Origin of the sequence: Microcoleus sp. D3_18_C4, assembly GCF_036702355.1 — a bacterium.
Classification (GTDB): Bacteria; Cyanobacteriota; Cyanobacteriia; order Cyanobacteriales; family Microcoleaceae; genus Microcoleus.
In genome coordinates this window covers 1-12,564 of the sequence record NZ_JAUBTF010000011.1, presented here as the reverse complement: position 1 = coordinate 12,564, position 12,564 = coordinate 1, and the positions used below count along the sequence as shown (strand labels likewise).

The 12,564-nt window shown below is 47.1% G+C and carries 10 protein-coding genes; 3 read left to right on the top strand and 7 right to left on the bottom strand.

The window, feature by feature from the left end; translation table 11 throughout:
• Nucleotides 1-156: 156 nt before the first annotated feature.
• From QUA90_RS07720 to psbZ, 6 genes are all read right to left on the bottom strand, one after another.
• The gene (locus QUA90_RS07720; RefSeq protein WP_333151551.1) at nt 157-417 is read right to left on the bottom strand and encodes a hypothetical protein; all 261 of its coding nucleotides are present in this window, start codon (nt 415-417) and stop codon (nt 157-159) included.
• Between the two features lie 2 nt (nt 418-419).
• On the bottom strand, nt 420-605 hold the full coding sequence (locus QUA90_RS07715) for a hypothetical protein (protein ID WP_333328663.1): 186 nt from the start codon (nt 603-605) through the stop codon (nt 420-422).
• Between the two features lie 89 nt (nt 606-694).
• Nucleotides 695-2,161: a DEAD/DEAH box helicase gene (locus QUA90_RS07710; RefSeq protein WP_333085686.1), complete on the bottom strand. Its 1,467-nt coding sequence runs from the start codon at nt 2,159-2,161 to the stop codon at nt 695-697.
• 775 nt (nt 2,162-2,936) lie between these two features.
• Nucleotides 2,937-4,247 carry a 30S ribosomal protein S12 methylthiotransferase RimO gene (gene rimO, locus QUA90_RS07705; RefSeq protein ID WP_333059616.1) on the bottom strand — a complete coding sequence of 437 codons (1,311 nt, stop codon included), beginning with the start codon at nt 4,245-4,247 and terminating at the stop codon, nt 2,937-2,939.
• Between the two features lie 316 nt (nt 4,248-4,563).
• Entirely contained in the window at nt 4,564-5,154 is a 591-nt protein-coding gene (gene ribH / locus QUA90_RS07700) for a 6,7-dimethyl-8-ribityllumazine synthase (RefSeq protein ID WP_333094553.1), read from the bottom strand.
• Nucleotides 5,155-5,374: 220 nt separating this feature from the next.
• On the bottom strand, nt 5,375-5,566 hold the full coding sequence (gene psbZ, locus QUA90_RS07695) for a photosystem II reaction center protein PsbZ (RefSeq protein WP_190735314.1): 192 nt from the start codon (nt 5,564-5,566) through the stop codon (nt 5,375-5,377).
• A 316-nt stretch (nt 5,567-5,882) separates the two neighbouring features.
• Between psbZ and QUA90_RS07690 the strand changes: the two genes are divergently transcribed.
• Nucleotides 5,883-8,759: a CBS domain-containing protein gene (locus QUA90_RS07690; RefSeq protein WP_333328666.1), complete on the top strand. Its 2,877-nt coding sequence runs from the start codon at nt 5,883-5,885 to the stop codon at nt 8,757-8,759.
• Between the two features lie 135 nt (nt 8,760-8,894).
• Nucleotides 8,895-9,350 (top strand): DUF2127 domain-containing protein, encoded by a 456-nt coding sequence (locus QUA90_RS07685; RefSeq protein WP_333444741.1) that lies wholly within the window; start codon nt 8,895-8,897, stop codon nt 9,348-9,350.
• A gap of 767 nt (nt 9,351-10,117) precedes the next feature.
• Here the strand turns inward: QUA90_RS07685 and QUA90_RS07680 are convergent.
• Complete coding sequence (locus tag QUA90_RS07680; RefSeq protein ID WP_333161840.1) at nt 10,118-10,462, bottom strand: DUF4870 domain-containing protein; 345 nt, start codon at nt 10,460-10,462, stop codon at nt 10,118-10,120.
• A gap of 103 nt (nt 10,463-10,565) precedes the next feature.
• On the opposite strand from QUA90_RS07680, the gene prfC reads away from it, so the two are divergent.
• Nucleotides 10,566-12,194, top strand: coding sequence for a peptide chain release factor 3 (prfC, locus tag QUA90_RS07675; protein ID WP_333444740.1), 1,629 nt, complete (start codon nt 10,566-10,568; stop codon nt 12,192-12,194).
• The last annotated feature ends 370 nt before the right edge of the window (nt 12,195-12,564 follow it).

Sequence of the window (12,564 nt, the reverse complement as noted above, 5' to 3'; positions counted from 1 at the left end):
ATTAAACAACTGTGCAAAAGTCCGGGTTCACAAGTTTGTAGTAATGACTTTATTCCTTATTTATGAGGATTTTTAGCCTTTCTGTGAGTTGACTGGAGGGCTTTTTCCTGATGTGCGTGAAGCGTAGCTATCCCGTAGGGAATCGCCCGCGTCTCCTTAATCCTCTTCATCATCATCCGACAATTGTGTCATTTCCTCAGCAATTAGTGTCTGAAAATCCTCTCCGCAGTGAACGTTGAGATGGATTGCAGCACTCAGGAACTCTGCTAGAATTTCAGCTTTTTGTCGATCGCTCAAATCAGGTAACTGAAGCTGATGGATTAAAGTAATCACATTTTGACACTCAGTACCCAATTCATCAATTAACGTTCTCAGCGTAGAATTAGTTACAGAAATTGTCCGATCGCTAACTTGCATCTTTATTTACCCAATCGTTTTAAAGCTTGCTGAATTCCTTTCTCAAAAGCTCGAATTTCACTTTCCCAATGCCGGATTAAGCCTTCATCGGGAAAATCCTTCTGATATTCCAGTCTAATCTTTTCTTCATGTTCTGCAATCCGCTTGTTCAAGGAACGAAGAGCTTTTTTGTGATTTTTATTCCCCATAGAGTCTCATACCCATACAAAAAAGTAGAGACGCGATATCGCATCTCTACAATAATTCTAAATAAGGTGCACCGAGTGCACCCTAGCAATTAGCGGTTCTGGGGAACAGGAGCACTCGGTGCTCCAGAAAAAGTCGCCTCACCAGTCTTAGCCCGCTTTTTGATCAAGATAGGCTTGACGCTGTTTTCTCCACCAATCGGGGGATCTTCTTGTTGAGCGTAATCCGCGCCCATCCAAGCAGGACGGCTTTGATCGAAAGCCATTTGCAAAGCAGCAGCGGCGATCGCGTGGGAGTCGTACTCCTCGGACAACTGAGACACCAGAGGCAAGAAAGATGCCATCCGTTCGCCAGCCAAAGCTTCGCGAACTTTACCCTGCATCTTTTCCAACTGACGAGCTTCAATTTGCGCCCGTGTCGGAATGTTTCGCACCGTCAAGCTTGATCGCACGTGGCGTTCAATCAAGCGCAGTTTGCGGCGATCGACCGGTTGAATCAGCGTAATCGCCGTTCCTTCGCGACCAGCCCGGCCCGTGCGTCCGATCCGGTGAACGTAGCTTTCCACACTGTCGGGTAAATCGTAGTTAATCACGTGAGTCAAGTGATCCACGTCCAAACCCCGCGCCGCAATATCAGTCGCCACTACCCAGCGCACCTGACATTGGCGGAACCGATGCAACAAACGTTCCCGCTGTGCCTGATTCAAATTACCGTGATACTCATCAACACTGTGACCTGCTGCTTGCAGTTGGCTGGTGAGTTCTGCCGCCGACTGCCGCGTCCGCACAAAAATCAGTGCAGATTCCGGGTCTTCCATTTCTAGGATTGGCTGTAGGGCTCTTGCCTTCGACCAGCCACGGGGAATCATGTACACGCCTTGGCTGATACGCTTTGGCGTTGCTTTTGGCTGTTCTACGGTGACGTTGACTGGGTTACGCAAATGCCGCGCCACCAATTTCCGAATGGAAGCTTCCATCGTCGCCGAGAAAAATGCCGTTTGACGTTCTTTTGGTGCAGCATCCAAGATTTTTTCCACATCTTGGATAAAGCCCATGCTCAGCATTTCGTCAGCTTCATCCAAAACCAGCCACTTTACCTTGTCTAGTTTCAGGCTGCCGCGGCTGAGCATATCCAATATGCGTCCGGGTGTACCGACAACTACGTGCACGCCGCGCTTCAAACGCTGCATTTGACGATCGATCGATTGACCGCCGTACACTGTCAGAACTTGCAGAGAGCGACCCACTTTTACAGGGCCGTCGCTGCTAATGCCGCTCAAATCACGGATGGCTTCAGTTACTTGCATCGCCAATTCGCGAGTCGGCGTCAGCACCAGTGCTTGCACCGCAGTCACATCTAAATCAATCCGCTCCAAGATGGGCAACGAGAATGCTGCCGTTTTGCCTGTCCCTGTTTGGGCTTGACCCACAACGTCGCGACCTGCTAACAGGTGCGGAATTGCTTGTACTTGGATGGGAGTAGGTTCTGTAAAGCCTAGTGTTTCCAGATGGAGAACGAGTTCTTCCGAAAGACCTAAGCCTTCAAACAATAAATTCATTAATGCTCCTAATAACGAGTCTTAGCCTTCTAAGTTGCCCAACTCGGATGCGGATTTCTGCTCTAGGGCAGGAACTCATAAGAGTTCTTTATGGTGCTGCGCCTGCGCGCACCTTCTTAAATAGCAATCGAGTATAGGGCAGCTCCGTCGATGGTGACTAAATTTACCAATTCGACAGCCGTCTTTGATTTTGTGACATCACCGATACCAACCGCCAGGGGTCGGGTTATAGGCTTCCAACATTCTTAAAACAGGACATTGGACTTCCTTTGAGGTACTTGCAAGCTTTCCCTCTTAGGCATTTTATAGTGAGGATCATGACCAGCCCCACTTCACTACTCATGTAGTAACAGGTTGTTTGGTTCAGGCGCTATCCCGCAATCCGTCGCCTGCGGGATTGAGCGGGGGATGGGGCGACCGTTACCGCCTATCCATCTCAACACTCTTTCGGGATACCGTTGTGGTGTAGGGCGGACGGCGAAGCAATCTCAAATTATCCCCGCTTATTTCTGGCTTGTTATCATCATAACTCTTTACATTCAGAAACAAAACATTAAATTCGTTAAAATTTTCCGATGTTCTGTAGAGATTACCGCACCCCGACGGGGAGGGTCGATTGCCAGAGAGGGGCTAAAAAAGTTTAGAACCCCTTTGCTACATATCTTTGCACAATTGTGTACTAACTGTTACTTTTGTTGCACAATCTGCTAATCATTTTTGGCTCGTGTCCGGTTTTTGTTCGCCGCACCGTCTCAGACAACAGTTCCAGCAATACTTACACTTGACCGTAGAGGTCGTAGACATCTGCACCAGTAATTTTCACAGATACGATTGAACCCAGCCGCGCTTCTCCTGTGACGTAGACGAGTCCATCTACTTCTGGGGAAAACCGAGCGGATCTACCAATCAACTCGCCTGTCTCTGGTTGTTCTTGTTCTATCAGGACATCAACTACCTGACCGACAGACTCTTGATTCTTCTTCAATGATATAGGTTGTTGTGCCGCCATTACCGAATTGCGCCGCATTTCCATTATTTCTGCAGGTATTTGCTGGGGCAAGCTGAAGGCTGGGGTTCCTTCTTCTGGCGAAAATACAAAAACTCCTACGTGATCGAATTCGTGGCGCTTGACAAATTCCAGCAAGTGTGCTGCGTGTTCGTCGGTTTCGCCGGGGAAGCCAACAATAAAAGTTGTCCGCATCACGGCGCCGGGAAGTGCTGCTTTGAGCCGATCGACTATGGCATCATTGATCCCAGCTTGAAAAGGTCGATTCATCGCCCGCAAAATTTCCGGGTGCGAGTGTTGCAGGGGTAAATCCAAATACGGCAAAACGTTGGGTGTTTCGCGGATGGCTGCGACAACTTGCGGAGTCAAACCTGTAGGATAGGCGTAGTGCATCCGAATCCAAGGTACATCTACTTCACCCAAAGCCCGAAGCAGTTCGGCTAGTTTCGGTTCGCCATAAATATCTTTGCCGTAGTTGGTGGTAATTTGAGAAATTAAGATAATTTCCTTTACCCCTTCGGATGCTAATTGCTTAGCTTCGGCGACAATAGACTCGATCGTCCGCGACCTTTGATTTCCGCGCAAGTGCGGGATAATGCAAAATGCACAGCGGTAGTCACAGCCTTCTGCTATTCGCAGATAAGCGACACCTTCCGATGTGGTGCGGTAGCGGGGAGTAGTTTCGTCAGCGATGTAAGTAGGTTCTGAAGAGACGAGGGAAACTCGATCGCCCTTTTCCACCTGCTGCATAACATTGACTATTTTGTGATAGTCACCAGTGCCGACAATTGCGACTGCTTCGGGCAATTCGTCCAGCAATTCCTGCTGAAAATGCTGTGCCATGCAGCCCGTGATCACTACTTTTTTATTAGCTTCTGCCAATTCTACCAAGGTGCGAACTGACTCTTCTCGCGCAGCTTGGATAAAACTACAAGTATTGACTACAACATAATCAGCTAATTCTTCATTAGAATCCACTTGATAGCCCGCTTGAGCCAGCAAGCCAATCATGTGTTCGGTATCGATGCGATTTTTTTCGCAGCCGAGGTGAGTAAATGCGATCGTTGGCTTCGTTGCCATGCAGTAATAGTTAGTGTTGCGCTATTTCTAAGAACATTTTATTATATCACACTCATTGCCAATTGGCAAGATATTGGTCTAATTTGTCGATCGGCTGCGACCAGTGGAACTTTTACCTTGGGGGCGGGCATAATTACCACCCCACAAGAGTCTTAAGATTTTTCCCGATGCAAATCTTGATGTTTTTTGAGCTTAAAACTACTGCTAAGCTGTCGCGCATTTAAATTGCATATTCTGGGTGGGCGTCCCGCCCGCCCCACAATAGTTTTATTGTTTTTTGACATAGAATATAAATGCCACAACAGCTTAGCCGAACTTACGAGGGGATTTGATCCGATGATACATCAGGGGCGATCGCCAGATTGGCTTCGCCCGAAAGCACTTGAGCAGCAGATCCACTAGCTAAGTGACCGTAAGAGTGTGTTCCCAAACCCTTAACTTGGCGCATCAAAGTGCCCATTTCCAAAGCACTCATCGCATAATTCCAGCCCAAATTGCTTTTAATTCCAGCCCTTTCCAAAGCTTGCTGCATCGTGTCAGTCGTCACCACCCCAAAAATCACCGGCACCCCTGTCTGAAAAGCAGCAGCAGCAATTCCCTTAGCAACCTCACCAGCCACAAAATCAAAATGAGGAGTTTGGCCCCGAATTACCGCACCCAGACAAATTACCGCATCGTAGCGGTGAGAAAGAGCAGCTTGGCGCGCCACCAAAGGAATCTCAAAACTTCCCGGAACCCAAAAAAAGTCCACTTGAGAGCCATGAGGATTAATATCAACCCCGTGGCGTTTCAAACAATCTTGACATCCCTCCAAAAGTTTGTTAACCACCAAATCGTTAAAACGACCGATGACAATAGCAAATCGCAAAGATTCGGTGTGAGTAAAAGTTCCCTCGAAAACAGTCATAGTGCTCTAGTTTAGATTTTAGGTTTTAGATTTTAGATTTTTGTTTGTGAGAAGGCAAAAGTCAGAAAGCAGCAGCATCTCATCTGAATCTCAAGTGCAAAAACATACAGGGTCGCGCGGTCTGGAAAATTCCTAGCTTCTGCCGAATGCCTTTCAATCGCTGGTGAATGCCTTCCGCCTTCTATCTTTTACCTTCTTGATTCGATAGACTTGGGTGAAATTAAACGACTAAAAAGTTCAATACACCCACTGCAATAACCAGCAAAAACCAGAGACCCGACCCAACATAAATCAGGGATTTAGACTGATTCCAGTTTTGGGGAGAGGCATAAGCAACTGGCACGCCAACGACCATCACAAAAGACAGCAGTACCAGACCCAGTAAAACCACTTGAAACAGAATTGATAACATCTTTTCTCCTTTCGATATAACCGTGCGTTGATCGGAAATAGTTTCCCAGAACCGAAAAAAATCTTCCAAATTCTAGTTTTTGACAGTTTCCCGATAGTCGATCGAGAAATTGTCGGTTGATTGATACGAAAGAACCCAGGCAAATTCGGGCGTTGCGCGAACAGGCGTCAGCGGCTCTTAAGATTTTTATCAATTTTATCATTGTTCGCTACAGCACAGAAAACTGGAAAGGTTAACTTAAAGCCCGATCGACACATCCGGTTTCAGAGGGCGAGAAATTGCTACTGTTTGAGTTAGAGATGCGGGATTTTCGGCTATGGACTTAGTTTTGTGCCACACAACAGCAGATTTTGACGCCTTGGGGGCGGCGGTGGGACTTTGCGTGCTGCGCCCCGGTAGCAGGATCGTATTGACGGGCGGGTGTCATCCGACAGTGCGGGATTTTTTGGCGCTACACCGCGACGAGTACCCGCTGATTGAACGCCGATCGGTCAATCCCCAACGAATTCGATCGATTACTATAGTTGATACCTCCCAGCGCGATCGCTTGGGAAAAGCCGCCGAGTGGCTGGATTTGCCACAAGTAAGCGAAATTGCTGTTTTCGACCACCACCTAGAGGCGCATTCCGACATCCCCGCTACAGTGACGCAGATCGAAGCAGTCGGAGCCAGCACGACATTAATTGTCGAAAAGCTCAAAAATCAAGCAGAAAAGAGCGACACACCATTCCGCCTTCTCCCTTCGGAAGCAACAGTCATGGCCCTCGGCATCCACGTCGATACAGGTTCCCTCACCTTTGAGGGGGCAACTGCGCGAGATGCAATAGCTTTGGCCTGGTTGATGGAACAAGGAGCGAGTTTGGGGGTAATAGCTGAATATGTAGAACCCGGTTTGTCTCCTCAATTGCAAGATTTGCTGAGAGAAGCGCTGAATAATTTGCGATCGGAAACTTTGCACGGTTACAGCATAGCCTGGGTGCTGCTATCCACCGAATCCTACGTTCCGGGGCTTTCTTCCCTGGCTTCTCGCTTGCTCGATTTGACTGAAACCGATGCTCTGCTGTTAGGTAATGTTTATAAATTTAGCGAAAACGAAAACAACCGCAACATCGATCCCGAATCGCCAGTTTCCAATCGATTAACTATTATCGGTCGATCGCGCATCGAAGGCACAAACCTCAGCGAATTGTTCAAACCCCTCGGCGGCGGAGGCCACGCCGGCGCTGCTTCCCTCGCCACCCGCGATGTTGACCCCCTGCTGACTTTAAATCAGTTAGCTGACGAACTCAAAGCTCAAATTCCCCACCCTCCGACAGCCCGCGAATTAATGTCGTCTCCAGTGCGGAGTATTCGCCCGGAAACCTCGGTGGGCGAAGCTCACCGTATCCTCCTACGTTACGGACATTCCGGGCTTTGTGTGGTCGATGCGGGCGATCGACTTGCTGGCATTATCTCGCGCCGCGACATTGACATTGCCCTGCACCACGGTTTCAGTCACGCCCCGGTGAAGGGTTACATGACTTGGCAGTTAAAAACGATCGCCCCAGATACCTTGCTGCCGGAAATTGAATCTTTAATGGTGACATACGATATCGGACGCTTGCCAGTATTGGAAAACGGTCAACTGGTGGGAATTGTTACCCGGACTGATGTGTTGCGCGAATTGCACCAGCAAAAAGCGCGAGACAGGGGAAGCAATGCAGAATTTTCTAATTGTGCCGTACCCGAATCGGTTGAGCAGTTGTTGCGATCGCGCATCAGTCCCGAATTATGGCAGTTATTGTCGATCGCCGCCAATATTGCCCAAAACCGCGGCTGGCAACTTTATATTGTCGGTGGAGCAGTGCGGGATTTACTCTTAGCCACGGATGATACACTGGCGCTAACAGATATTGATTTGGTTGTGGATGGAAAGTGCGGTTCCGACGATTCCGGTGCTGGTGTCGAGTTAGCTTCATCGCTGCAAAAACTTTACCCCGAATCGCGTTTGGACGTTCACGGTCAATTTCAAACCGCCGCGCTTTTGTGGCACAAAGACTCTGCTTTCGGCTCGCTGTGGGTGGATATCGCTACGGCTCGCACTGAATTTTATCCTTATCCGGCTGCAAATCCTGAAGTTGAAGCGAGTTCAATTCGCCAAGATTTGTACCGCAGGGATTTTACAATTAATGCGCTGGCTGTGCGGTTGGGTGTTCCTCGCAGTGGCGAATTGTTAGATTTTTTTTGCGGTTTGCTGGACTTGGAATCGAAGCAAATTCGAGTTTTGCACGCCAATAGTTTTATCGAAGATCCGACGCGAATTTATCGCGCTGTGCGGTTTGCGGTGCGCTTGGGGTTTGAAATTGAGCCGCAGACGGAAGGATACATCCGCAACGCTTTGGCTAGCGGGATTTATTACCGAATTCAGGGGGAAAACGGTCGAGCTCCGGCTTTGGAAACTCGGCTCAAAAGTGAATTGAAATACATTTTGCAAGCTCCTTACTGGAAAGTTGCTTTGCAAATGTTGGGAGATTTGCAGGCTTTGCGCTGCATTCATCCTAGTTTGGAGTTGGATCGGGAGTTGTGGCGGCAACTGCGTTTGCTCGATCGGTGTTTGAATGGAAGAAGAAGGAAGAAGGAAGAAGGAAGAAGGAAGAAGGAAGAAGGAAGAAGGAAGGAGGAAGAAGGAAGAAGGAAGAAGGAAGAAGGAAGAGACAATTCCCAATTCCCAATTCCCAATTCCCCATTCCCGATTATCAATATTCCCGATTGGCAGATGCGGCTGGAAGTTTTGATAGCTTATTTAGCACCGGAATATCGAGGCAAGGTGGCTGCAAATCTTCAGTTACCTGCTGACAGCATTAAGCGGTTGGAAGTTTTGGAAGCCGGAAAGAATCAGTTAGCAGAGAATTTGCCTAAGTGCGAGTTGCCGAGTCAATTGGTGCTGCTGTTGAGAAATTATGAGTTGCCGGTGTTAATTGCGATCGCGCTGCAAAGTCCGCGAAGTGCCCGCCGCCAAATCTGGGAATATCTCACCAAATGGGCGAATGTTGAGCCGCCTTTGAATGGCAACGATTTGAAGGCTTTGGGTTATAAGCCGGGGCCTGGGTTTAAACGAATGTTGGATGATTTGTTGGCGGCGAGGTTGGATGGCGATTTGGGCGATCGGGCTGCTGCTATCTCTTTCTTGGCACAACGTTATCCTCAAGCTTAGTAAGGTGCGTCAGCAGCGCGTTATTTTTTCTCTAATTGATTAGCTAATTGCTGATGCACTCTACTAAATTTTGAGTTTTCAATCCCAAACAGCCTAACCAGCCGATCGCACATTATTGATAGTTCGAGAATTAAGGTGAAGAAACATCACGATCCTGCTTTAATCGCAATTGTCTTTTACAAAACCTTTGTGGCTTCGCTCTTGACAGTAACTTCGATTGCTTTGCTTTTTGCCTTAAAAAATCATCAAGTCTTAGAAGAACTTTCGCAATCTTATTTGTTAGACAGCAAACTCAAGATTATTGAATTTATCTTAGACAAACTTCTAATTCTCAAACCGAAAAACTTACTTCTGAGCGGACTTGCTGCAGCACTTTATGCAGTCTTAACTGCTGTTGAAGCCGTTGGTTTGTGGTACCAAAAAGACTGGGCAACAATCTTAGTTTTAGTGCTGGTAAGCATCAGTATACCCCCTGAAATATATGAATTAGTTCACGGGGTCACGGTACTTAAGTTAGCGGTATTTATCACAAATGTAGCCATCTTATGGTATTTGCTCCACCATTGGCCAAAGCATGGTAAAGGAGTTTAAAGTTTTGATTATTCAGAGGAAACTCACTGGATTTTATAAATGTCAGCCTTTTCGATTTTAATTTCATAAAACGGCTGACCAGTCAAATAAAAACCTCAATCTTTACAAAAATTTTGTGATTGTAAAGATTCGATAAAGCTACGAGGGGTTATACCCCCTATGAGTTATAGTGACATATATATAGATGCACCCTGATGGCTTTCCCGTTCCACAAGAGCGGGATTTTTATTGGAAAAATATTATATTAAGTTTTAAGACACCTGGTAGAGATAGAATTGGTGGAACATTTGCCTAAAACGATCGCCAGATGCAAAAATAGCACAGCTAAAGCAAAAACGATGGTTCGGAGCGATCGAACATCCGCCTTAACTCTGCGAAATAACCCAAAGGCGGTAGCATAGTATGGGAAACTGCATCAACTGAATATGAACTTAGCCTCAGCAATAGCCCTGCAATAGGGTGAAGATACCATTGCGACTTTAGGCAGATGAGGTTTCGGCATCACTTACCGAGCTACCCACATTCATTTAAACTGAGATGTTGCACGATTTTCAATTACTTGTTTAGGAACAGGCTTTCCGGCCTGTTCCACAAGAGATGAATTTTATTGTGGAACAGGCCGGAAAGCCTGTTCTTCTTGACAATGGTGCAAGATGTAAGTTTAAACAGAGATGTTGCACCATTGTGAGTTAGAAAACAATTAAAAACCCGGTTTCTGGTTAAAGAAATCGGGTTGTAGAAATCAATGGTGAAGCGCGATTTGCTGTCTAAACTATTCGGAAAATAAAAGGGTAGCGGTAAGGTTGGTTAGGATTTTGCAAAACGTGGAGGATAGCCATTATTGTCAGTCCCCAGTGCAGCAAATAACCGAGGGGCACTAAGATAAAACCAGCAAGACCGAAAGTGACGACAGTTAACGCCACAATTACGGCGCTGTACACCCATACATTAAGGTGAAAATTGATCGCTTCTGTGGCATTTTCTTTGACAACGGGGTCATCTGATACTAACAATACAGCGATCGGCGCTCCGATCGAGAACAGTAACGTACTAAAAAAAATCGCCCCGTGGCACACCAGTGATAGCAGCTTCCGCTTGTCGGAATCGTACATATTAGTTTTCTTCCCTTGACTTTACTGATAATTTTACCTTTAATAGCAACTGTAGCACAGGCTATAATGGCGATCGGGTGATGATTCCCCTACCTAATTTGTGATGACAACAGAACTCGAAACTGAACTGCTAACTGCTGTTGAGCGCCGGCGCAACTTTGCTATTATCTCGCACCCCGACGCGGGTAAAACTACTTTGACAGAAAAGCTGCTGCTGTACGGAGGTGCAATTCACGAAGCAGGTTCTGTGAAAGCGCGGCGGGCTCAGCGACACGCTACATCTGACTGGATGGCGATGGAACAGCAGCGGGGAATTTCTATTACTTCTACTGTTTTGCAGTTTGAGTATAAAAAATATCACATTAATCTGCTCGATACTCCGGGACACCAAGATTTTAGCGAAGATACTTATCGAACTCTGGCGGCGGCTGACAATGCAGTGATGCTTGAGGATGCTGCTAAGGGTTTGGAACCGCAAACTCGGAAGTTATTTGAAGTTTGTAAGCTGCGAAGTTTGCCTATTTTTACTTTCTTTAATAAGCTCGATCGCCCTAGTCGAGAACCTTTGGATTTGTTGGACGAAATTGAGAAGGAATTGGGGTTGCAGACTTATCCGGTAAATTGGCCAATAGGTACGGGCGATCGCTTTAAAGGTGTTTTCGATCGCAGAGGCCGCAAAATTCACTTGTTCGAGCGGACTAAACACGGTTCTCGCGCTGCTGTTGATACCGTCATCGAATTGGGCGATCCGCGTATTGAAGATTTGTTGGAACAAGACCTTTACTATCAGCTCAAAGAAGAGTTAGAACTGCTGGATGAGTTAGGCACTGAACTGGATTTAGACTTGGTTCGGGCTGGAAAAATGACGCCTGTTTTCTTTGGCAGCGCGATGAGCAATTTTGGGGTTGAACTGTTTTTAGATGCGTTTTTAGATTACGCTATGAAACCGATCGCCCGCAAGAGCAGCGCCGGAGATTTGCCACCAACTTATGAAGACTTTACCGGGTTTGTGTTCAAATTGCAAGCGAATATGGACCCAAGACATCGCGATCGGGTGGCGTTTATTCGGGTTTGTACGGGCAAGTTTGAAAAGGACATGAACGTGACTCACGCTCGCAGCGGTAAAACGGTGCGTTTGTCAAGGCCTCAAAAGTTATTTGCTCAGGATCGCGAGTCGATCGAGGTTGCGTATCCGGGGGATGTGATCGGTTTGAACAATCCGGGAGTATTTGCGATCGGGGATACTATTTACACCGGCCAAAAACTGGAATACGAAGGGATTCCCTGTTTTTCTCCCGAACTTTTTGCTTTTTTGAGAAATCCCAATCCTTCTAAGTTTAAGCAGTTCCGCAAAGGCGTTTCTGAGTTGCAGGAAGAAGGCGCAGTGCAAATTATGTACTCGGTTGATGAGGCGAAACGCGAGCCAATTTTGGCGGCTGTCGGACAGTTGCAATTTGAAGTTGTGCAGTTCAGAATGCAGTCGGAATATAATGTGGAAACGACGATCGATATGTTGCCTTACAGTGTAGCTCGCTGGGTTGACGGCGGTTGGGAGGCGCTGGAAAAAGTTGGGCGGCTGTTTAATACGGTGACGGTGAAAGATACTTGGGGAAGGCCAGTTTTGCTGTTTAGAAATGAGTGGAATTGCCGACAGGTGGAAGGGGAGCATCCTGTGTTGAAGTTAAATGCGATCGCCCCTGTGGTTTCTGGTTTAGCTGTTAGCGAGGAGTGAGAGGGATAATTTGTTTGTAGGGAAACGGCATTGTCGTTTCCTCCAAAAAATCGGGATTGTTATTAACAAAAAACCCTGATTACCGCAGCCAAAGGACACAACAGTGTTGTGTCCCTACAAATGATATTTATTGTAGGAGTTGTAGAGAAACGACACTGCCGCGTGCTCAATGCCGCGTGCTTAATCGAGTAAGGTGCGTCAAATCTAAATCTTCAGCCCGATCGCCCAAAATCTCCCAATCCCCCTCTTCAATCCAAAATCCAAAATCTAAAATCGGTTGACGGCGGCCCCCCTCTGCGGCTACGCTTTGAAGTGAGAGGTTGCTTGCTTGTAGAGGAGGCAGCCCGCGTCGCCCAAAAATCTAGTTGCA